This is a genomic window from Flavobacterium saccharophilum, assembly GCF_900142735.1.
GTDB lineage: Bacteria > Bacteroidota > Bacteroidia > Flavobacteriales > Flavobacteriaceae > Flavobacterium > Flavobacterium saccharophilum.
In genome coordinates, this window is sequence record NZ_FRBY01000005.1 from 1 (window position 1) to 21,786 (window position 21,786).

At 32.0% G+C, this 21,786-nt stretch carries 21 protein-coding genes; 11 read left to right on the top strand and 10 right to left on the bottom strand.

Translation table 11 applies throughout. The features are described 5' to 3' along the window. Positions 1 to 1,017 precede the first annotated feature (1,017 nt). The 11 genes from thrS (at position 1,018) to BUA98_RS15830 (ending at position 11,254) form a co-directional block, all read left to right on the top strand. On the top strand, positions 1,018 to 2,964 hold the full coding sequence (gene thrS, locus BUA98_RS15780) for a threonine--tRNA ligase (protein WP_072974134.1): 1,947 nt from the start codon (positions 1,018 to 1,020) through the stop codon (positions 2,962 to 2,964). A 22-nt stretch (positions 2,965 to 2,986) separates the two neighbouring features. After that, the gene (gene infC / locus BUA98_RS15785; protein WP_072974136.1) at positions 2,987 to 3,538 is read left to right on the top strand and encodes a translation initiation factor IF-3; all 552 of its coding nucleotides are present in this window, start codon (positions 2,987 to 2,989) and stop codon (positions 3,536 to 3,538) included. A gap of 115 nt (positions 3,539 to 3,653) precedes the next feature. Further along, entirely contained in the window at positions 3,654 to 3,851 is a 198-nt protein-coding gene (gene rpmI / locus BUA98_RS15790) for a 50S ribosomal protein L35 (RefSeq protein ID WP_007810722.1), read from the top strand. Between the two features lie 101 nt (positions 3,852 to 3,952). Then, entirely contained in the window at positions 3,953 to 4,297 is a 345-nt protein-coding gene (rplT, locus tag BUA98_RS15795; RefSeq protein WP_007810721.1) for a 50S ribosomal protein L20, read from the top strand. A gap of 152 nt (positions 4,298 to 4,449) precedes the next feature. Next, positions 4,450 to 5,022: a Crp/Fnr family transcriptional regulator gene (locus BUA98_RS15800; RefSeq protein ID WP_072974138.1), complete on the top strand. Its 573-nt coding sequence runs from the start codon at positions 4,450 to 4,452 to the stop codon at positions 5,020 to 5,022. A gap of 78 nt (positions 5,023 to 5,100) precedes the next feature. Beyond that, a complete protein-coding gene (locus tag BUA98_RS15805) occupies positions 5,101 to 5,535 on the top strand; it encodes a carboxymuconolactone decarboxylase family protein (RefSeq protein WP_072974140.1) in 435 nt (144 codons plus the stop codon). A gap of 171 nt (positions 5,536 to 5,706) precedes the next feature. After that, a complete protein-coding gene (locus tag BUA98_RS15810; protein WP_072974142.1) occupies positions 5,707 to 7,431 on the top strand; it encodes a tetratricopeptide repeat-containing sensor histidine kinase in 1,725 nt (574 codons plus the stop codon). A 59-nt stretch (positions 7,432 to 7,490) separates the two neighbouring features. Continuing rightward, the gene (locus BUA98_RS15815; RefSeq protein WP_072974958.1) at positions 7,491 to 9,197 is read left to right on the top strand and encodes an ATP-binding protein; all 1,707 of its coding nucleotides are present in this window, start codon (positions 7,491 to 7,493) and stop codon (positions 9,195 to 9,197) included. Between the two features lie 8 nt (positions 9,198 to 9,205). Then, positions 9,206 to 9,874 (top strand): response regulator, encoded by a 669-nt coding sequence (locus tag BUA98_RS15820; protein WP_072974144.1) that lies wholly within the window; start codon positions 9,206 to 9,208, stop codon positions 9,872 to 9,874. 143 nt (positions 9,875 to 10,017) lie between these two features. Next, positions 10,018 to 10,185: a hypothetical protein gene (locus BUA98_RS22400; RefSeq protein ID WP_157849277.1), complete on the top strand. Its 168-nt coding sequence runs from the start codon at positions 10,018 to 10,020 to the stop codon at positions 10,183 to 10,185. 265 nt (positions 10,186 to 10,450) lie between these two features. Then, on the top strand, positions 10,451 to 11,254 hold the full coding sequence (locus BUA98_RS15830) for an endonuclease/exonuclease/phosphatase family protein (RefSeq protein WP_072974148.1): 804 nt from the start codon (positions 10,451 to 10,453) through the stop codon (positions 11,252 to 11,254). 1 nt (position 11,255) lies between these two features. Here BUA98_RS15830 and BUA98_RS15835 read toward each other — a convergent pair whose 3' ends face one another. The 10 genes from BUA98_RS15835 to tgt all read right to left on the bottom strand — a co-directional run bounded on the left by BUA98_RS15835 (position 11,256) and on the right by tgt (position 21,589). Further along, positions 11,256 to 12,515, bottom strand: coding sequence for an asparagine synthetase B (locus BUA98_RS15835; RefSeq protein ID WP_072974149.1), 1,260 nt, complete (start codon positions 12,513 to 12,515; stop codon positions 11,256 to 11,258). 343 nt (positions 12,516 to 12,858) lie between these two features. Next, positions 12,859 to 13,524 (bottom strand): response regulator transcription factor, encoded by a 666-nt coding sequence (locus BUA98_RS15840; RefSeq protein WP_072974151.1) that lies wholly within the window; start codon positions 13,522 to 13,524, stop codon positions 12,859 to 12,861. Positions 13,525 to 13,635: 111 nt separating this feature from the next. Beyond that, the gene (locus BUA98_RS15845; protein ID WP_072974153.1) at positions 13,636 to 14,430 is read right to left on the bottom strand and encodes a sensor histidine kinase; all 795 of its coding nucleotides are present in this window, start codon (positions 14,428 to 14,430) and stop codon (positions 13,636 to 13,638) included. A 30-nt stretch (positions 14,431 to 14,460) separates the two neighbouring features. Then, positions 14,461 to 14,964 carry a hypothetical protein gene (locus BUA98_RS15850; RefSeq protein ID WP_244279228.1) on the bottom strand — a complete coding sequence of 168 codons (504 nt, stop codon included), beginning with the start codon at positions 14,962 to 14,964 and terminating at the stop codon, positions 14,461 to 14,463. Positions 14,965 to 15,112: 148 nt separating this feature from the next. Continuing rightward, a complete protein-coding gene (locus BUA98_RS15855; protein WP_072974157.1) occupies positions 15,113 to 15,469 on the bottom strand; it encodes a hypothetical protein in 357 nt (118 codons plus the stop codon). 188 nt (positions 15,470 to 15,657) lie between these two features. Beyond that, a complete protein-coding gene (dnaB, locus tag BUA98_RS15860; protein WP_072974159.1) occupies positions 15,658 to 17,202 on the bottom strand; it encodes a replicative DNA helicase in 1,545 nt (514 codons plus the stop codon). A gap of 140 nt (positions 17,203 to 17,342) precedes the next feature. Further along, a complete protein-coding gene (locus BUA98_RS15865) occupies positions 17,343 to 18,296 on the bottom strand; it encodes an acetyl-CoA carboxylase carboxyltransferase subunit alpha (protein WP_056190985.1) in 954 nt (317 codons plus the stop codon). Positions 18,297 to 18,407: 111 nt separating this feature from the next. Beyond that, positions 18,408 to 19,295 (bottom strand): DMT family transporter, encoded by an 888-nt coding sequence (locus BUA98_RS15870; RefSeq protein ID WP_072974162.1) that lies wholly within the window; start codon positions 19,293 to 19,295, stop codon positions 18,408 to 18,410. Further along, the gene (locus BUA98_RS15875; RefSeq protein ID WP_072974164.1) at positions 19,282 to 20,370 is read right to left on the bottom strand and encodes an LptF/LptG family permease; all 1,089 of its coding nucleotides are present in this window, start codon (positions 20,368 to 20,370) and stop codon (positions 19,282 to 19,284) included. Before BUA98_RS15875 ends, BUA98_RS15870 begins: the two co-directional genes overlap by 14 nt. Before the next feature lie 88 nt (positions 20,371 to 20,458). After that, entirely contained in the window at positions 20,459 to 21,589 is a 1,131-nt protein-coding gene (gene tgt, locus BUA98_RS15880; RefSeq protein WP_072974166.1) for a tRNA guanosine(34) transglycosylase Tgt, read from the bottom strand. Between the last annotated feature and the right edge of the window lie 197 nt (positions 21,590 to 21,786).

Here is a 21,786-nt window from a genome sequence, read left to right on the forward strand (position 1 = left end):
TTCATTTCTTAATCTCTCGATTATCTTACTCTTTATTCTTTTGCTCTAACATCTCTGTTAAAGCGGCTGTCAATTCAATATGTCTACGAACGTGTCTTTCAATCTTGTTTCGCTTGTTTCTCAAAGCGGGTGCAAAACTACAACTTCTTTTTTAATTAGCAAGAATTTTTTAAAGTTTTTTTGAAACTTTTTTTTCGTCTCATTTCTTTGTTTTTCTTACCAATCTATCAAGGAACTTTCCAATGTTTTGCGGGGTGCAAATGTAACATCCGTTTTCAAATCTCACAAGCTTTTTGGAATCTTTTTTTGAAAAAAAATTTCAGTATTAATTCGTCTGCTTGTCAGTATTTCAGTGAACGTCTATCGCTGTTGCGGGTGCAAAAGTAGCACCTTTATTGAGTTAAACAAGCTTTTTATCTGAGTTTTTTTGATCTTTTTTAAAACTTTTTCTTAACAGTCTGATAACACAAAACTTAGCTTTTCACGTTTTTTACTATTTATAAGAATATTCCGTAGTATTTGTGTTTGTCTCAATTCTTTTGTTTCACAATACGCCATTTTTATGGACTTCACACAGCAATACATTCTTTTCTGAGAACTTTACAACATATCATCACACCTTCTTTTTTGACTTTGCCACTAAGGCACCAAGGCGCAAAGTCTCTTTCTTCTGCTTTTTCTTATACTATATAGAAGTAATACTTCTTTTGAAAACAACTCCCCTAGCCCCGATAGTAGTGGAAATCCTTTTGTGCCGGGGTTCGGCACAAAAGATTGCAGCGGATAGCGGGAAACAGCTCCTTATTAAAAAATAAATTCTCAAAAGCCTCAACTTCATTCTAGCTCACAAAACCACTCTTATATATAATAGTATAATTTACACCTTATATATATGTAGAAAAAAGCGTCTCCTTAAGAACAACACTCTTACCTAACATATATATGATATAAACATGCATATATATATTGTATGTATTTTAGTAATGCGCTATATTTGCATTCACAAAATTATAAACAATGATTAAGATTACTTTACCCGACGGGTCAATTAGAGAGTTTGCTTCAGGCGTAACTCCGATGGAGGTTGCTAAAAGCATTAGTGAAGGATTTGCAAGAAACGTAATTTCTGCATCTTTTAATGGTACAACAATAGAAACCGAAACTCCATTGACGACCGACGGTAGTCTTATTTTATATACATGGAATGATGCAGAAGGTAAAAAGGCTTTCTGGCATTCGACTTCGCACGTAATGGCGCAAGCGCTTGAAGAATTGTATCCTGGAATTAAATTAACTCTCGGACCTGCAATCGCTAATGGGTTTTATTATGATGTTGATTTTGAAGATCAGAAAATTGTAGAAGCTGATTTTAAAAAGATAGAAGATCGTGTTCTTGAGATTTCAAGAGAAAAGCATGAGTTTAAAATGCGCCCGGTTAGTAAAGCTGATGCATTAGAAATGTATAAAGATAACGTTTACAAGACTGAATTGATTTCGAATCTTGAAGACGGAACTATTACTTTCTGCGATCATGCAACTTTTACTGATTTATGCCGTGGTGGTCATATTCCGAATACTGGAATTATCAAAGCCTTTAAAATCATGAGTGTCGCTGGTGCTTATTGGAGAGGTGATGAAAAGAACAAACAGTTAACTCGTGTTTACGGAACATCTTTCCCTAAACAAAAGGATTTAACTGAATATCTTGAACTTCTTGAAGAAGCAAAACGTCGTGACCATCGTAAACTAGGAAAAGAATTAGAATTGTTTGCCTTCTCTCAGAAAGTTGGACAAGGTTTACCTTTATGGCTACCAAAAGGTGCTGCACTTAGAGATCGTTTAGAACAATTTTTAAAGAAAGCACAGAAGAAAGCAGGATACGAACAAGTTGTTACTCCACATATTGGACAGAAAGAACTTTATGTAACTTCTGGACACTATGCGAAATATGGCGCAGATAGTTTTCAACCAATCAATACCCCAGCTGAAGGCGAAGAGTTTTTATTGAAACCGATGAACTGCCCTCACCACTGTGAAATCTATAATGTGAGACCTTGGTCGTATAAAGATTTACCAAAGCGTTATGCTGAATTTGGTACTGTTTATAGATATGAGCAATCTGGAGAATTGCACGGTTTAACTCGTGTGAGAGGTTTTACTCAGGATGATGCACATATTTTCTGTACTCCAGAGCAATTGGACGAAGAGTTCAAAAAAGTAATTGATCTTGTACTATATGTATTTGGTTCGTTAGGTTTTGAAAACTTTACAGCTCAGATTTCATTGAGAGACCAAGAAAACAGAGAGAAATACATTGGTTCTGATGAGAATTGGGAGAAAGCAGAAAATGCTATTATCAATGCAGCAGCCGACAAAGGATTAAATACTGTAGTAGAATATGGTGAGGCTGCTTTTTACGGACCGAAACTTGACTTTATGGTAAAAGATGCCTTGGGAAGACAATGGCAATTAGGAACAATTCAAGTGGATTACAACCTACCTGAACGTTTTGAATTGACATACAAAGGTGCTGATAATGAATTACATCGCCCTGTCATGATTCACAGAGCTCCTTTTGGATCGATGGAACGTTTTATAGCAATTTTGCTAGAACACACAGCAGGAAATTTCCCACTTTGGTTAATGCCAGAACAGGCTATAATCTTGTCTTTGAGCGAGAAATACGAAATTTATGCTAAAAAAGTTTTAGATTTGCTAGAAAATCACGAAATTCGCGCCCTAATTGACAACAGAAGCGAGACAATTGGTAAGAAAATTAGAGATGCAGAAATGCAAAAAATACCATTCATGCTGATTGTAGGTGAGGAAGAAGAGAAAAACGGAACGATTTCTATTCGTCGTCATGGTCAAGAAGGAAAAGGGAATATTACAGTTACAATTGATGAATTTGTCGCAATTGTAGACGAAGAAATAAAAAAGACATTAAAAGTTTTTACAGTTTAACTTAAATTATAAAGTCATAGCAATAAGAAGCAACAGAGGTTATCAACCTCGAGTAGAAAAAAAGGATGCACACAGAATAAACAATAATATTCGTGGTGTACAAGAAGTAAGATTAGTAGGCGAGAACATCGAACCAGGTGTATTTAAGCTTGCTGAAGCATTACGTTTAGCCGATCAATTCGAATTGGATTTGGTTGAAATCTCGCCAAACGCTGAGCCGCCGGTTTGTAAAATCATGGATTACAAGAAATTTGTTTACGAACAAAAGAAACGTGATAAGGTTTTGAAAGCTAAGTCTACGCAAGTTGTAGTAAAAGAAATTCGTTTTGGTCCTCAAACTGATGAGCATGATTATGAATTTAAAAGAAAGAATGCTGAGAAATTCCTGAAAGAGGGTGCTAAACTAAAAGCATTCGTATTCTTTAAAGGACGTTCTATTATCTATAAAGATCAAGGACAGATTTTATTACTACGTTTGGCTACAGATTTAGAAGAACATGGTAAAGTAGAAGCTATGCCAGTTTTGGAAGGTAAGAGAATGATTATGTTCATTGCTCCGAAGAAAAAGAAATAAGTCTTAAAGCCCAAAGTCTTAAAGTTAAAAGTCATAAACTGACTTTTAACTTTTGACTTTTAAACTTTCTGACCAAGATATAAGTAAGTAAGAATAAATTAAAACACTAGGAAAAATGCCTAAAATGAAAACAAAATCTAGCGCCAAGAAACGTTTCAAAGTTACTGGTTCTGGAAAGATTAAAAGAAAGCATGCTTTTAAAAGTCACATCTTGACTAAAAAATCTAAAAAACGTAAATTAGCTTTGACTCACTCAGCGCTAGTTCACTCTACAGATATGAAAAGCATTAAACAACAATTAAGAATTATCTAATAATTCTTTAGGTTAAAAAATTATTTATATAACCTTGGAGTATGGCTTTTAAGTTCCTTTGATTCAATTCAGGACGCCTGCTACAAAAACACATTAAAATTATGCCAAGATCGGTAAATTCAGTTGCTAAAAGAGCAAGAAGAAAAAAAATAATGAAGCAAGCCAAAGGTTTCTTTGGTAGACGTAAAAACGTTTGGACAGTTGCTAAGAATGCAGTAGAGAAAGCAATGTGCTACGCTTACCGCGATAGAAAACAAAACAAAAGAAATTTCCGTGCATTATGGATTCAACGTATCAACGCTGGAGCTAGATTGGAAGGAATGTCTTATTCTCAATTCATGGGGAAAGTAAAAGCTAACGGAATCGAATTGAACCGTAAAGTTCTTGCAGATTTAGCTATGAACCACCCTGAAGCTTTCAAAGCAATACTTAATAAAGTAAAATAAACGTTTTATAAACTCAATTTAGATTACTTACTTATCATAGAAAAACCATCCCGTCAAAACGGGATGGTTTTTTGTTTTCATAGTAGTTTGTAAAACTGCTCCTTTTAGAAATTGAATTTTAAAAGTACATTTGTATTAAATCAAAAAATCAAATGCACGAAGCACTTTTTCGACATATCGAAAAATTCACCAACTTAGAACCTTCGGAGATCGATACTTTAGAGTCATGCTTACAACTTTCTAAAGTAAAAAAGAAAGAACACCTATTACAAGAAGGGCAAATTTGCAATACTATGTATTTTGTCGTAAAGGGCTGTTTAAGGCAATATATCATAAACACTAAAGGCAGTGAACAAACACTTCAATTTGGTATAGAGAATTGGTGGATCACTGATTTATTAAGCTATCATAACCATACCCCTTCCAACTTCTACATTCAGGCTGTAGAGAACTCAGAAGTCATTGCAATAGAGAAACCGACATTGGAAGCTCTGCTAATTCAAATTCCGAAATTGGAACGTTACTTTAGAATCGTTTCTCAAAAATCGTTTGGCGCCATGCAAATGCGGATTAAATTCTTATTTACCATGTCGGCAGAAGAACGATACCATCATTTCAACAATCAATTTCCGGAGTTTGTACAGCGCGTCCCTCAATATATGCTTGCTTCCTATTTAGATTTTTCAGCTGAATTTATGAGTAAAATCAGGGCGGGAAAATTATGATTCTCATTTCTTGAAGTAGTTCAAGTTTTTTAAGGTAGATATCCTTCAACTTTGTATCAAACTTTAAAAACACACAAAATGACACCAAGAATCGTTATCCCAACAGTTGCGCCACAAGCTTATCAAGCTATGATGAATTTAGAAAAATATATTTCTACAACTTCATTAACACCCGTACATAAAGAATTGATTAAAATCCGTGCGTCACAAATAAATGGTTGTGCGTATTGTATTAACATGCATACTGCTGATGCTAGAAAATATGGTGTAAGCGAACAACGCATCTATTTATTAAGTGCGTGGCGTGAAGCTGATGTTTATACCGAAGAAGAAAAAGCAATTTTAGCTTTGACTGAACAAGTTACTTTAATCAACAATCATGTTTCAGAAGATGTATACCAAAACGCAGCACGCTTATTTGATGAAAAATATCTTGCCGAAATCATTATGATGATCATCACGATCAATGCCTGGAATAGAATAGGAATTACTACAGGAATGAGAGCTGTTTAATTTTTTTATAAAGATAATTTTTACAACATTCTAACAAACATAGGCCCTCGCACCAGAGGGTCTGTTTGTATCTACTTGTAAATGAGATCAAGAAAACTGTAATTTTTGAGATAATTCAAAATACCGTATTTATACGTGGTCGTAAGAACTAAAATTTTCTATTTTTGGCTCATGATTACAAAAAGGCTCCAAATAATTCTATATATCACAGTACTGCTTATTATCTTATTTTCCTGCGACAAAAAGAAAGATATTTCTAGTACTATTCCAAAAAACACTAAACCACAAGTTGAGAAGTTAATCATTATTGCCGATAAGTTATATGATAATCAAAACTTTGACAGTGCCTTTTATTACTACAATAAAGTAAAGTCAATTTGTAATCCTATAACTGATTCTGAAAATTTCGTTAGTACATTGGACCGAATGGCCGATATCCAACAAAACAAAAGTGATTATTCCGGAAGCGAATCAACAGTTACAGAAGCACTTCCATATTTAAAATATATAAAAAACCCTAAACATGCCTGGAATACGTACGTTATTTTAGGAATTAATTATTTAAACACATACGATTACAAACTAGCACTGCATTATTACAATAAAGCTTTGGCTTTAAAAACCACCGAATGGAGAAAAGCCGCTGCCAAAAATAATATTGCCCTTACTTTTATCCAACAAAAAAAATATAAAGAGGCAACGAAAATTTTTGAGACTCTATTAGAAGGTGACGGCGTAAAGAAATTTCCTGAAGATTATGCCAGAGCTCTTGACAATATTGGTTACTGTTATTCACAAAGCAATAACCCAAAAGCACTTTCTTACCTAAATAAGTCTTTACAAATAAGAACCGAAATTAAAGATGATTCAGGACTTGGTTCAAGCTATCGCAATCTGGCAGAATTCTATCTTAAAAAAAACATTCCATTAGCAAAAAGATATATGCTTCTTAGTTATGAAAAGTCTACTCAAACGAATCATGTAAATGATAGAATGTCTTCTTTAAAATTATTAATAAACCAAAGTCAAAATAATGAATTAAAAAAATACTCCCTTCTATATATCAAAATAAACGATAGTATTACAGAGGTAAGACAAAGAGCAAAAAACCAGTTTGCAAAAATTAAATATGACTCCAAAAAAGAAAAAGAAGAGAATTTAAAATTAAAAAATCATAAAGCTGAAAATGAATTACAGCTTGAAAGGCAAAAAAATCGAAATATAATTTCCTATATTTTAATTGCTTTAAGCTTAAGTTTGATTGTGGTTTTATACTTCTATCTGACGTCGAGAGGGAATAGAGAAAAAATTGAAGCTACTTATAAAAGTGAGACAAGAATAGCAAAGAAGCTACATGACGAACTTGCTAATGATATCTATCATACTATGGCTTTCGCTGAAAACAGGAATCTTTCTATAGTTGAAAACAAAGAACAGTTATTAATTAGTTTAGATGCAATTTATTCACGAACAAGAGATATTTCAAAGGAAAACAGTCCTGTAATAACCAATGAAAAATATACTTTCTATTTAAAAGAAATGATTTCTGGTTTCAACACTTCTAATCTTAATCTTTTATTAAATGACATAGAATCAATTCCATGGAACGAAATAGAAAAAAACAAAAAAATTACCATTTATAGAATTTTACAAGAGTTGCTTGTAAATATGAAAAAGCATAGTAATGCGACTTTGGTAGGTATAAATTTCAAAAAAACAGACAAAAGCGTTATCATAAATTACACTGATAATGGAAAAGGTATTGATATAAATAATATGATCTTTAAAAACGGCTTACATAGTGTCGAGAATCGTATCCTTAGCATCAAAGGACAAATCGACATTGATACTAAGCCTAATAAAGGATTCAAAGTTTTTATTAAATTTCCATTATAATGAAAAAGCAACGTTATACTTTTTCAAAAAAAACACTTCTCAAATATCTGTTACTAATAATGAGTTTATTATTAGTCGCTGTCTTGTTGGCACAGTTTTGTCAAAGGAAAATTGCAAAACCAAAAACGGATCATACCGAAGAAATAAAAAGACTTACAAATGTCGCAGATGTCTATTTTGACACAGATAAGAAAGATAGTGCTATTTATACCTTTAATAAAATAAAAGCGCTTTGCGATCCCAAAACAAATCCTATCGATTATGTTTATGCAGTAACTTGCATAGCAGAACTTCATCAAAAAAATTGCGACTATATAGCTAGTGAAGCAAGCGCGACAGAAGCATTACCTTACTTAAAAGATATAAAAAACCCGCGTTATTCCTGGATTGTATATAATATTTTAGGCATTAATTACACCCATAGTTATGATAATAAAAATGCTATTGTATGTTTTAAAAAGGCAATTAAGTTAAAAACAAGCGTTTGGCGAAAAAGCCTTGCCATAAACAATCTAGTAGTTGTTTATATGGAACAACGCAAATATAAAGAAGCCGCCATCTTACTTAATATATTGGCTTCTCAAAAAAACATTTCAAGTTACGACGCTGCAAATAATAATGATCACGCCTATATTGTAGATAATTTAGGATATTGCTATTATAAACTAGGTAATACTGAGAAAGCATTAGAATGTTATTATGAAGGTTTAAAAATACGATTACAACCACAAAATGATGACGGGCTCTCCACTTCTTATAAACATCTATCTATTTTTTTTCAGAAAGCTAATCCAATATTAGCAAAAGAATATGCAAAAAAAGCTTACGATCATGCTTCAAAAATCAATAATATTATGGAGCGAATTAGCAGTCTTTCATTATTAATAAAAAGTACCGATGGAAACGAATTAAAAAAATATTCATTAAAGTACATTCAACTTGTTGATAGTATAAACCATACCAACAAAAAAGTAAAGAATCAATTCTCTAACATTAAGTATAATTTTAACAAAGACAGAGCAGAAAATCTGCAGCTTAAAGCCCTAAAAACAGAAAGTCATCTACAACTGGAAAGACAAAAAAACAGAATTATTATTTCATATGTCATAATTGCTTTTGTTTTGATGCTCATTTTATTCCTCTACTTTTATTTAACTTCAAAAGGAAAAAAGGAAAAAAATGATGCTATTTTTAGCAGTGAAATACGCATCTCAAAAAAATTACACGACGAACTTGCAAATGATGTTTATCAAACGATAGCTTTTGCAGAAACTAAGGATCTTGAAAAAGATGAAAACAAAGAACAATTATTAAATAATCTGGATAACATTTATTTCAGAACAAGAAATATTTCAAAAGAAAATAGTAATATCTGCACAGATAAAAATTATCCGCAAGCAGTAAAAGAGATGATTTTGGGGCATAAAGCATCTGAAATTAATATATTGATAAATGGTTTCGATACAATTCGTTGGAATGAAATAGACAAGAATAAAAAAATAATTCTTTACAGAGTTTTACAAGAGTTATTTGTGAATATGAAAAAACACAGCGAAGCAACACTAGCAAGTATTTCTTTTATCATAAAGAATAAAAATTTACACGTTACTTACATAGATAATGGCGTTGGAATTAAAAATAACACATTAATTTTAAAAAATGGTCTCCAAAATGTGGAAAGCCGTATTAAAACTATAAATGGAACTATTATTTTTGGCAATAATTCACAAAAAGGTTTTAAAATAAGTTTCACCTTCCCTTTATAAAATATATTATGTTTAAAAAAGTTTTAGTAGCCGAAGATTTAGATAGTATAAGTATTGCTGTTATTCAAGTACTTGAAGACTTAAAAATACCAACAATACACCATGTAAAATATTGCGATGATGGCTTATTACGAATAAAAAAAGCACTAGTCGAAAACGCACCTTATGATCTAGTAATAAGCGATTTATCTTTTAAATCGGATCACAGAAAAACAGTATTGTCAAGTGGAGAAGATCTTATTGAAGCAATTAATGCTGTACAGCCTTCTTTAAAAAAGATTGTATTTTCAATTGAAGACAAATCTTACCGAATCAAATCGCTGTTTAATGATTTAAACATAAATGCTTACGTTTCAAAAGGACGAAATAGTATAAATGAACTGAGAAAAGCGATTGAAGGAACTTTTAAAGGAGAAGAAAAAATTCTATCATCAGATCTTTCATTTAGCTTTAACGATAAAACATTGATTGAAATCGAATCTTATGATATTTCAATTCTAAAATTATTAGCTCAGGGATACATTTTAGAAAACATTGCGAGTGAGTTTAAATCCTCTTCTATTACTCCTAATGGAACAAGTAGTATCGAAAAAAGAATTAATAAATTGAAGATATACTTTAAAGCTAATAACAATGTCCATCTAATTGCTATTGCCAAAGACTTTGGCTTAGTATAAATTTTATTTGTATTTACGGGTTTCCGTAAGGAAATGTTTCTTTATACATATAAATTTGTTTTGAATCTATTCAGCGACCAATGAAACCTAAATACCACATTAATTTTATATCAAAAATTAATACAACTAAAAACAAGATCATTATGAAAACTATGTTATTATGTATTTTTCTTTCCGTAAGTTTTGCTTTTGTTTCTGAGAAATCAGGGTGGCTTGAAGTTGACTGGAAAATTATTTTTATTCCAGCACTTCTTGTCTTGCAAATCATTATTATCTCGACCGCTTTAAAAAACAGATATAAAAAACATTAAGTCGTAATTTTTCAATCTTAAACTTCATAGATATGAAAAAAAACTTCCTAATTATATTGATCTGCATACTTATTATAGTGCACTGGTATAGCTCAAGAACAGAAAGAATGGTTCCTAAAATAGCTATAAAACAAAAAACTCAAGACGATACCACAAAAAAAATAGTCTTAAAAAAAGATTTCGACTTAAGCAGAAACTAAAATTAGAGTAATTAAGAATATAATCAAATTTTTAAATTACTTATATTTGATTTTTAAAATTCTGCATGAAAAACATTTTAAGTTCCCTTCTTTTATTTTTAAGTCTTCTCTCTTTTTCACAAACTAAAATTGTCTCCTGGAATTTAGAAAATTTCGGAAAATCAAAATCTATTACTGAATTAAATTTTATTGCCAATACTGTTCAAGAATACGATATAATAGCAATACAGGAAGTTGTTGCTGGCTACGGCGGTGCACAAGCTATTGCAGAACTTAACAGTATATTGAACGAAAAAGGCTCAAAATGGAATTACATAATTAGCAATCCAACCAGTAGCAGCAGTTACAAAAGGGAACGTTATGCTTTTATTTGGAAAACAAAAAAAATAAAATTAATAGGCAGCCCGTGGCTGGAAAAAAAATATCATCTAGAAATTGACAGGGAGCCTTATTTCGCAACTTTTGAAATTGATAAAAAGAGAATTACTTTAGTAAATTTTCATGCCATTACAAAAAACAAACAACCAGAAACCGAAATTAAATACTTTAAATTTTTACCTGCTGAATATCCTTTCTTAAATTTAATTTTTATAGGAGATTTTAACTGCCCACAATCACATTCCGTTTTCAATCCACTGAAAAAATCAGGATATGTTTCTGTTTTACAAAATCAAAAAACATCATTGAAGAAAAAATGCAAAAACAATTATTGCCTGGCATCAGAGTTTGACAATATATTTTTCAGATTAAATTCCTTAAATTATAAAAATTCAGGTGTGATACCTTTCTACAAAACTTTTAGTTCATTACAAGAGGCCCGAAAAATATCAGATCATATCCCAATATGGTTTGAATTTTCGTTAAGATAATTTACGTTTTCAGTTTTTTCTTTTTTGCTGCAGGAAATAATACATTATTTAAGATTAATCTATATCCCGGCGAATTTGGATGCAGATCTAAAACTGTTGGAGGATCACCAACCTGATGCTGAAAATCTTCAGGATCATGTCCACCAAAAAAAGTAAACATACCCTTCCCTTTTTCACCGTGAATATATCTTGCTTCACCGTTAAGTTCACATGAACCCATTATTAATATATTTGATTTAATTAATGATGAATCAAATGCGGTTGTTTGTCCCATAAAACCTTTTACCAACTGTGTATGATTTTGGCACAGCATACTAGGGATCGGGTCCCATTTTGCAGAAAATTCCATTAAAGAAAAATAATCTTTTTCTACAGGAATTTTACGTTTCAAAGTCATATCGATATCTGAAAACTCATATTGTTCTGGCCTTCTTTCTAATGTAAAATCCTTAAAAGCAAATGAATTTCCGAAATTTAATTTTGCCTGATAGTTCGAATCACTCGCGTCACCATCAAACATTGCTTCGCAAATATCGACTCCATCAGCCGCAAGAGCAATATCAAAACTGTCAGTTGCAGAACACATGGCAAACATAAATCCACCACCAATAACAAAATCCCTAATTTTTTTAGCGACAGCACCTTTTTCCTGAGAAACTTTGTTATAACCTAATTTGGTAGCCAAAGCTTCTGCATCTTTTTTCTGGTCAATATACCAGGGTGTATTTTTATATGCTGCATAAAATTTGCCGTATTGTCCGGTAAAATCTTCGTGATGCAGATGTAACCAATCATAAAGCAACAATTGATCACTTAAAACTTCTTCATCATATATTGGCGTAAAAGGAATTTCGGCATAAGTTAGTACCAGTGTTACAGCGTCATCCCAAGGCTGTTTTCCTTTTGGAGTATACACCGCAATTTTTGGTGCTTTCTCCAAAATAACAGATTCCATATTTTGAGACGGACTTGAAATTTCATTTAAAATAGAAGCTTCTTCACTATCTGAAAGCACCTCAAAGCTAACCCCCCGAATTTGACATTCTTTACGAATCTCTTCGGCATCTGGTAACAAAAATGATCCGCCACGATAATTAAGCAACCAGCTGGCTTTATAATCCTTACTTAAACACCAATATGTAATTCCGTATGCTTTTAAGTGATTTTGCTGCGTAGTCTCATCCATTGGGAGTAAAATAAACGAAGCTTTTGCTGTAAATGAAAGCAACAGCATGAAAATATAGACTAAACTCTTATACATTAGAAAATTGTTTTAGTAAAGATATAAAGGATGCTTTAAAAAACACAACAGATAAAGTTCTTTTATGAAAGAAAGAAACATTAATTAAACAAAAAAAATTACCTCTGTATTTTAATTAAAAACAGGTAAAAATACGTATTTCAAATAATTAATTTCTATCTACATTTGATAATCCAAATCATTGGACTTATTAACTGATAAAACCACAATATGAAGTTTAATGAAAGTGATAACCAGCCAAAGAGACTAAACCTATTACAAAAAATAGGGCTTTGTTTACTTGTGCTAACTATAATTGTATATTATGTATTGTCGATTCAATTTCTAACAAGTTAGTATGTGTTTAAATTGTTAAAAAAGCAATTTCGTTTTGGATAGCATACACTACAAGTCCGGCAATGTTTCTCGACTCTGTTTTAAGTAATAAATTGTTGCGATGACCTTCTACTGTTCTCGGACTTAAAAAAAGATGATCAGCAATTTCAGAAGTTGTTTTTTGCTGACAAATAAGCTGAAGGATTTCTACTTCTCTGGGAGAAAGAAAACTAGTTTCTAAATGTCCTTTTGAATTTTTTGACGAAACAATAGTTTCCTGAATTGTTTTTAAAACGTTCTCATTGTAATAAAAACCTTTTTTTGCAACTTCATTAATAGTATGAATTAGATCTTTAGGAGTTGTATTTTTTATTAAATAAGCCACTGCTCCTACCTGAATCATGTTTGCAATAAATGATTTAGTATCATAGCTGGTTAAAGCAATTATTTTAATGTCAGGAAAAGATTTTCGAATAATTTTTGTAGCCTCGACGCCATTTAAGATGGGCATTTTTAAATCCATGATAATAATATCAGGCTTTACCTCGTTATCTTCTAAACTAAAAAGAAGTTCTTCTCCGTTTGAAGCTTCAAAAATAATTTCGATATTATCTTCTCTTTGTAATAAAAAAGCAATTCCTTTTCGGAATAAAACTTCATCGTCAACTAAAGCAACCTTAATAGCCGGGCTCATTATTTATTTGTTTTTGGTTTTTGGTTTTCCGAAATTACAAAATATGAATTAAAAAACCATCAAAAGGCTTGATATAATGGGCTAAAAGCTGATTTATTGCTAAATTTTGACTTAAAAAGTAAAAACTACTGAAAATCCTTTATTAATTTGAGAGTTAATCAGAATAGTACCATTCAAAAAAGAAATTCGGCTATCAATGTTTTTCATCCCTAAACCTTTTTGATTTTCGGCACTTTTACTATCAAATCCAACACCATTATCCTCGTAATTACAAGTAGCAACGTTTGAAACAGTATTAAAAGAAATCCAAATTTCACTTGCTTTTCCATGTCGTAATGAATTATTCATCAATTCTTGCAGAATTCTAAAAATATGCAAATGACGATCGATGTCACTTTCATCAAAATCAATTTCATTTTTATAATGAACTTTAACAGCTTTACTACTTTCAAATTCTTCACATAATTCTTCAACTCCAGCATTAAGTCCAAATTTTTCAAAAACAGGCGGCAATAGATTATGGGCAATTTTTCTTGAATTTTCTAATGCTTTTCCAGTGAGATTAATAATATTGTCAGTAATCTCTTTTGTTTCGGCTTCACTTAAATTTGAAGCAGAAAGCAAATGTGTATTTAAGGAAACAATATTAAGTTTAGAACTTATATCATCATGCAAGTCCTGTGCGATACGCTTTCGTTCTTCTTCTTGGGTAAAAAGAACGGCATGTAATTGTTCCTTTTGATACTGTAATACTAAGTCTTTTTTTTCAAGCTCCTTTTGAATTATTTTTTTTCTTGAAAAATAGAAAAATATTATCAATACAACGGCTACAATTATAAAGAATAGAGAAATGTATAATATTATCGTAACAAGTTCTTTTTCAGGAATTGAATGGGTAGTATTCATATCGTGCTATTCTTTTACAAGATTATTAATTTAAGGTCGCAAGGATTTGTTATAAAAACTTACTTTCCATTCATATAAAATAAAAAACTGGTAAGCTAATGCTAAAAAAGCATTTAAGGTCCAGATAAGATATTTTAAATCATCGCTAAGACTAAAAGAAAGATTTCCAATTAAAAATAATACTGTACTGGCAAATAAGTAAATTATAATACCAATACTAACATAATAATACGTTTTACCTTCTGTGAGCATATTATAAAGGTGCAGCAAAGCAAAAACAACACTAAGTAAACATGTCAAAGCAATTTCAAACAAATTAAATTTCAAAAATTGACTCGGATCTAAAGCAAATTGTACAACTAAAATCAATAATCCAACAACGATACAAACTTTTATAAATAGTTTTTGGATTTTTAACTTTAGTAATGAATTATAAAACAATCCTAACAGAATCATCTGTCCAATAAAAAACGTATTAAGAACAGGTAAGTTATTTACTTTAAGATGATACATTACTTCCATGGATAATTGCATCACAAATGAGAAAACCAAATAGGACACAAAAAAAACATTAGCTTTTTCCTTTCGAAAAAAGCTAAATGAATATAGTATAAGATTTACTAGTAAAACTAAATAAACCGAGTAAACAAAAAAGTCATACACCTCTAAATGCTATTTAAAATTACATTGGAGGGCTTGGACGAACACCATCATAGACAACTTCTCCAGGTGCATCGGCAGATTTATTTTCACCCGAACTTGGTGGTCCGTAAACATTAATATATTTCTTTGTTTCCGGATCATATTCTGCTCCAACGAAAAGTAAAGTCTTTTCTTTCTGGTCGTTAATCCCCATATACGCCCAAACAGCTTCCGTTTTTAACTCTAATACTTTTTCCAAAGTTTCTCTTGGAATTAAATAAGCTTTTACTTTATTCTTTGCATCTTCAACCGTTGTATCATCCTGATACCTTTTTTCCCATACCTGGGCTGTACTTAATGGAATTTGAATAGGTCCTGGAAAGGTTTCTTCATTCATAATTTACAATTTTTTAGTTAATAAGATTTGATTTGTTAATGGTTTTGCTAAACTACCGAAATAATTTTATATAAAACATACTAAATAAGTAAAATTATAAAGAAGAATAAGTCGTACTAAATAAAAAAAAAATCTTTATAAGTACTTAACTCATAAAGATTTTTTTGTATTGTATCCTATATATTATATTAAAACGGAACATCACTATCATCATCGTCATCATTCAAATTACTGCCAAAAGCTTCATTTGGAGACGGAAGATTTTTAGTGATAAACGGATTATCATCATGATTCATTTTAGAAGGCAAATCATCATAACTACCAGAAAAATCGTCAAGATTGTCAAATTTACCAAGATGACCTAAGAATTTCAAACGAACGTTTTCGATACCACCATTACGGTGTTTCGCGATCATAATCTCTGCCTGCCCAGCAGTTGGCGAAGCCTCATCATCATCCCACTCATCAATTTTGTAATATTCTGGACGGTACAAGAACGAAACAATATCGGCATCCTGCTCAATTGCTCCAGATTCACGAAGATCCGAAAGCAAAGGACGTTTACTAGACCCACGTGTTTCAACCGCACGCGATAACTGAGAAAGTGCAATTACCGGCACATTTAACTCTTTTGCCAATGCTTTTAAGTTTCGGGAAATTGTAGAGATCTCCTGCTCACGGTTTCCTCCTCCTTTAGAATTTCCTCCAGCGGTCATTAATTGCAAATAATCGACAATTATAATTTTAATTCCGTGCTGTGAAACCAAACGACGGCATTTTGCTCTTAAATCGAAAATAGAAAGTGATGGTGTATCATCAATAAACAAAGGCGCTTTTTCTAAGTTCTTCACTTTGGTACTCAACATCGTCCATTCGTGAGGTTCTAATTTACCAGTACGTAATTTCTCTGACGACAATCCTGTTTCGGACGAAATTAACCTCGTAATTAACTGAACTGATGCCATCTCCAGAGAGAACAAAGCTACAGGGTGTCCAAAATCGATGGCAATATTTCGGGCCATTGAAAGTACAAATGCCGTTTTACCCATCGCTGGCCTCGCTGCAATGATAATTAAGTCACTTGGCTGCCATCCTGAAGTAAGCTTATCCAAATTGGTAAAACCAGTTTCAACACCACTTAAACCTTCTTGTTTAGAAATTTCTTCAATACGTTTCTTAGCCTGCAAAACTAAACTTTGTGCAGTTTCAGAACTACGTTTAATATTTCCCTGCGTTACTTCATACAATTTCGATTCGGCCTGATCTAACAAATCAAATACGTCTGTAGTTTCATCATAAGACGCTTCAATAATTTCAGATGAAATTCTAATCAAACTTCTCTGAATGAATTTCTGAAGAATGATACGAGAGTGAAATTCGATATGTGCCGAAGAGGCAATTTTTTGTGTAAGCTGAATTAAATAAAAATCTCCTCCTGCTAAATCTAATTTTCCATTTTTTTTCAGCTGAGCCGAAACCGTCAACAAGTCAATTGGCTGTGTATCCGTAAAAAGCTGAACAATTGCTTCAAAAATAAATTTGTGTGCATCTTTATAAAAAGCATCAGCTTGTAAAATATCAATTACATCATCTACCCCTTTTTTATCAATCATCATTGCCCCAAGCACAGCTTCTTCTAAATCAAGTACTTGTGGAGGTAATTTCCCTTTTTCTAAATTAATAATTGTGGTTTTATCTACCTTAACAGGGTTTATGTTTTTGAAATTTTCCATATAGCGAAAGTAACAAAATTTAAAAAAAAATTGCTATCGAGTTATAACTATTAATTGTTTATAAATAAGATTTTTTTGTTCATAACCAAAAAAAAATCCGAAACTGTAAGGCTTCGGATTTTAATTAATCTTGTAAGAATTTACTCTTTATACTCGCCCATATTACTGTATTTGTCCATTCTTTGGGCAATTAAGTCGGCTGTTGATAAGTCTTTCAATTCATTATATCCTTTGGTAATGTATTCGGCAACTGTTTTGAAAGTAGTCTCGCGGTCATAGTGCGCTCCTCCTAGTGGTTCCGGAATAACATCATCAACTAATTTTTGTCTTTTCATATCAGATGAAGTCAATTTTAAAGCATCTGCAGCACGTTCTTTGTACTCCCAGCTTTTCCATAAAATTGAAGAACATGATTCTGGAGAAATTACAGAATACCAGGTATTCTCTAACATATAAACTTTATCTCCAACACCAATTCCTAAAGCTCCTCCTGAAGCTCCTTCACCTACAATAATTGTAATAATTGGAACTTGTAAACGAACCATTTCAAAAATGTTTCTTGCAATAGCTTCTCCTTGCCCTCTTTCTTCAGCTTCAAGTCCTGGATATGCACCCGGAGTATCTACTAAAGTCAAAACCGGAATTCCGAATTTCTCTGCCATTTTCATCAAACGCAAAGCTTTACGGTATCCTTCAGGATTTGCCATACCAAAATTACGGTACTGACGTGTTTTTGTATTAAAACCTTTTTGCTGACCAACAATCATAAACGATTGTCCGTTTACTTTCCCTAATCCGCCAACCATTGCTTTATCATCTTTAAAACCTCTGTCTCCGTGAAGTTCTAAGAAAGTATCACCACAGATCGCTCTTATATAATCTAACGTATAAGGTCTGTTTGGATGTCTTGAAAGCTGAACACGCTGCCAAGCCGTAAGGTTTTTATATATTTCTTTCTTTGTTTGCTCTAATTTTTTGTTGATTTCCTTGCAAGTAGGTGTTACATCAACATCAGATTCTTTTCCAATTATAACACACTTTTCTAGCTGTTCTTCAAGTTCTTTGATTGGAAGCTCAAAATCTAAATATTCCATGGATTTTTGAATTTTGTTTGTAAATCGAACCGCAAATATAAAAATATTATATCATTGGCACAGTTAATTGTTAGTAAAGTATCAAATTGTGATTTAAAAATAAGTAAACTATTACACTTCTTTCTTATTTTTATAATGTTTAAAAACACCGTTTAGAATAACTGTAATTACAATTATTAGGGCGCCAATATAAAATTCTGTACTCATTTTTTCTTTTCCTCCAAGTATAAGATAAGCTAACATAATTCCGTAAACCGGCTCTAAATTAGTCGTTAACATAACAGTATAGGGAGTTAATTTCTGCATTACTTTTACAGAAGCTGTAAAGGCATAAGCCGTACAAACAGACGCTAAAACAAGCAATAAAACCCAATTGTTTAATGACATTGTAAAAAAGTCTGCAGTGAATTTTCCTTGTATTAAAAAATAAATAGAAATAAAGAAAACGCCTGCACCAAATTCATAAAATGTAATAACAGAGGGCTCATGATCAGAGATTAATTTTCCGTTCATTAAAGTAAATAAAACTCCTAAAATAATGGATGCCAACGCGTAATACATTCCATTCAGGTATTTAACTTCAACTTGCATAATCATAGTTAAACCAGCAATAATTATCAATCCGAAGAAAACTTCATATAATAATATTTTTCTCCCATAAAAGAGCGGTTCTAGCAATGAAGCAAAAAAAGCGCCTAATGAAAATATCGAAAGTGTTATCGAAACATTAGAAACATGAATCGCCTTGAAAAAGAAAATCCAGTGCATAGCGATCAGCAATCCGACAAAAATTAACTTGGCAAAAGACTGGGCTGATATTACAAAAGATTGTTTTTTATAAACTATAAATCCCGCAAGGAAAATTCCGGCAAGAAGCATTCTGAACCAAACTAAATTTTCAGCATCAATAGTGATTAAAGCGCCCAAAATGGCAGTAAAACCCCAGATAAAAACAATCAAATGAAGATTTAAGTAACTTTTTAAATTATCGTTTCGCATTACGTAATAGGTAAACTGCCAGAATTCCGAAAACCATATTCGGGAACCAGACAGCTAATAAAGGTGAGAAAGTAGATTTTTCGGCAAGTGTACCAAAAATTTTATCAAAAAACACAAAAGAGAAAGCAATTGCAATTCCGATAGCTAGATTGGTACCCATACCACCGCGCCTTTTCATAGATGAAACAGCAACGGCAATAATAGTTAAAATAAAGGCAGAAACCGGTACACTATATTTTTTATAAAGAACAACCAAATAAGTATTAATATTCCCTGAACCTCGTTTTCTTTCTTTATCAATAAACTTATACAATTTACCAAGACTCAAAGTTTCAGCGATATAAACTACTGGTGTCAAATCTTCCAATTCGAACTTGAAAGGAACACTTTTTTCAGGATTCTTTTCAATAATATCACCTAATTCACCAACGGTTCTTTTGGTATAATCATACAAAATATAGGTTTTCTTTTTCGGATCCCATTTAATACGACTGGCTGTAATTTTATATTTCAATTTATCTTTTTCAAAATGCTCCAGTGAAAAATTAAAAGCTGTTTTAGATTCTTCCTGAAAACTGTTAACAAAGATGAAATCATTATCGTTAATCTGCCTGTATACATTGGTATTTTCACCGCGCATCAGTTGTTTTCCGTTTCCTTTTAAATAAGTGTATCTAAAATTATTAAAACCTTCACTTGCAGCAGGAACAATATAAAACCCCATTAAAAGAACAAAAACTGAAACAATAGAGGCACCAATAATATAAGGACGAAGAAATCGGGTGAATGAAATTCCCGAACTTAAAATAGCAATAATTTCAGTATTATTGGCCAGTTTCGAAGTAAACCAAATTACAGATAAGAATAAAAATATCGGAAATAAAGAGTTCGCAAAATAAATGGTAAAGTTGTAATAATAGTAAGCAATATCCAGAAACGGAATCTTGTTTTCTAACATCTTATTCACCTTTTCAGAAACGTCGATTACAATTCCAATCGGAATAAATAACAAGATCATCACCGAGAAAGTGGCTAAATATCTTTTTAAAATATACTTGTCTATTATCGTTAACATAGATTTTTTTGTTTTTTTGTTTCACTTTTCAAGTTTCAAGTTGCTATAAGAACTTGAAACTTGAAACTAAAAAAACTTGAAACTTTTTTTAAAGTCTTTGGCTCATATTTTTAACCATCATTTCTTTCCATGGTCTAAAATCGCCTGCTAAGATATGTTTTCTAGCTTCGCGAACCAACCACATATAGAAACCAAGATTATGAATAGTCGCAATTTGTTTCCCTAAATATTCATTGGCAGCAAATAAGTGACGTAAATAAGCTTTTGTGTATTCTGTATCTACAAAAGTGTGTCCCATTTCATCAATTGGAGAAAAATCAGCTTCCCACTTTTTATTTTTAATATTGATGGTTCCATTTGCTGTAAACAACATTCCGTTTCTGGCGTTACGTGTTGGCATCACACAGTCGAACATATCAATACCTAACGCAATATTTTCTAATATATTTATAGGAGTTCCAACACCCATCAAATAACGAGGTTTGTCTTCTGGCAAAATTTCACAAACCACTTCAGTCATTGCATACATTTCCTCTGCAGGTTCCCCTACTGACAAACCACCAATTGCATTTCCTTGTTGGCCGGAATTTGCAATATATTCCGCCGATTGGCGACGTAAATCTTTATAAGTACTTCCCTGAACAATCGGAAAAAACGTTTGCTCATAACCATATTTATAAGGAAGTTTATCTAAGTGATTGATACAACGATCTAACCAACGGTGTGTCATGTGCATTGAACGTTGTGCATATCTGTAATCGCAAGGATAAGGTGTACACTCATCAAAAGCCATAATGATATCAGCACCAATAGTACGCTGAATTTCCATTACATTTTCCGGGGTAAAAAAGTGATATGAACCGTCAATATGCGATTTAAACTTCACTCCTTCTTCCTTAATTTTACGATTACTCGAAAGAGAATATACCTGATATCCTCCAGAATCTGTCAAAATATTACGATCCCAGTTCATGAATTTATGTAATCCACCAGCCTTTTCAAGAATTTCAGTTTGCGGACGTAAATATAAATGATACGTATTTCCAAGAATAATATCCGGATTAATATCCTCTTTCAATTCACGCTGATGCACCCCTTTTACCGAAGCAACCGTTCCAACAGGCATAAAAATAGGCGTTTCAATTACGCCGTGATCTGTAGTAATACTCCCCGCTCTCGCTTTTGATTGCGGATCTTTTTGTAATAAATCAAACTTCATCTGTTTCTTTTTTCAGTCGGCAAAGATAAGCTAATTTCAGGGAAAATTAAGTAATTAGAGAATTTGTCAATTAGAAAATTAGATAATGATTCTCATCAACCTTAAAGATTGGAATTTGTCAATTAGAAAATTTGGAATTTCAAGTTTCTTTTGGGCGTTCCCTCCGGTCGGGCTATCCGCTTTATTCCCGATTAACA

Excerpts from the sequence above, each read along its gene's own strand:
- BUA98_RS15845 (WP_072974153.1), bottom strand. The coding sequence starts at position 14,430 with ATGAATACTACCCATTCAATTCCTGAAAAAGAACTTGTTACGATAATA.
- BUA98_RS15865 (WP_056190985.1), bottom strand. The coding sequence starts at position 18,296 with ATGGAATATTTAGATTTTGAGCTTCCAATCAAAGAACTTGAAGAACAG.
- rpmI (WP_007810722.1), top strand. The coding sequence starts at position 3,654 with ATGCCTAAAATGAAAACAAAATCTAGCGCCAAGAAACGTTTCAAAGTT.
- BUA98_RS15815 (WP_072974958.1), top strand. The coding sequence starts at position 7,491 with ATGAGTTTATTATTAGTCGCTGTCTTGTTGGCACAGTTTTGTCAAAGG.
- BUA98_RS15830 (WP_072974148.1), top strand. The coding sequence starts at position 10,451 with ATGAAAAACATTTTAAGTTCCCTTCTTTTATTTTTAAGTCTTCTCTCT.
- rplT (WP_007810721.1), top strand. The coding sequence starts at position 3,953 with ATGCCAAGATCGGTAAATTCAGTTGCTAAAAGAGCAAGAAGAAAAAAA.
- BUA98_RS15840 (WP_072974151.1), bottom strand. The coding sequence starts at position 13,524 with ATGAGCCCGGCTATTAAGGTTGCTTTAGTTGACGATGAAGTTTTATTC.
- BUA98_RS15850 (WP_244279228.1), bottom strand. The coding sequence starts at position 14,964 with ATGCAATTATCCATGGAAGTAATGTATCATCTTAAAGTAAATAACTTA.
- BUA98_RS22400 (WP_157849277.1), top strand. The coding sequence starts at position 10,018 with ATGAAAACTATGTTATTATGTATTTTTCTTTCCGTAAGTTTTGCTTTT.
- BUA98_RS15855 (WP_072974157.1), bottom strand. The coding sequence starts at position 15,469 with ATGAATGAAGAAACCTTTCCAGGACCTATTCAAATTCCATTAAGTACA.
- thrS (WP_072974134.1), top strand. The coding sequence starts at position 1,018 with ATGATTAAGATTACTTTACCCGACGGGTCAATTAGAGAGTTTGCTTCA.
- tgt (WP_072974166.1), bottom strand. The coding sequence starts at position 21,589 with ATGAAGTTTGATTTATTACAAAAAGATCCGCAATCAAAAGCGAGAGCG.
- dnaB (WP_072974159.1), bottom strand. The coding sequence starts at position 17,202 with ATGGAAAATTTCAAAAACATAAACCCTGTTAAGGTAGATAAAACCACA.
- BUA98_RS15805 (WP_072974140.1), top strand. The coding sequence starts at position 5,101 with ATGACACCAAGAATCGTTATCCCAACAGTTGCGCCACAAGCTTATCAA.
- BUA98_RS15810 (WP_072974142.1), top strand. The coding sequence starts at position 5,707 with ATGATTACAAAAAGGCTCCAAATAATTCTATATATCACAGTACTGCTT.
- BUA98_RS15800 (WP_072974138.1), top strand. The coding sequence starts at position 4,450 with ATGCACGAAGCACTTTTTCGACATATCGAAAAATTCACCAACTTAGAA.
- BUA98_RS15835 (WP_072974149.1), bottom strand. The coding sequence starts at position 12,515 with ATGTATAAGAGTTTAGTCTATATTTTCATGCTGTTGCTTTCATTTACA.
- BUA98_RS15820 (WP_072974144.1), top strand. The coding sequence starts at position 9,206 with ATGTTTAAAAAAGTTTTAGTAGCCGAAGATTTAGATAGTATAAGTATT.
- BUA98_RS15875 (WP_072974164.1), bottom strand. The coding sequence starts at position 20,370 with ATGTTAACGATAATAGACAAGTATATTTTAAAAAGATATTTAGCCACT.
- BUA98_RS15870 (WP_072974162.1), bottom strand. The coding sequence starts at position 19,295 with ATGCGAAACGATAATTTAAAAAGTTACTTAAATCTTCATTTGATTGTT.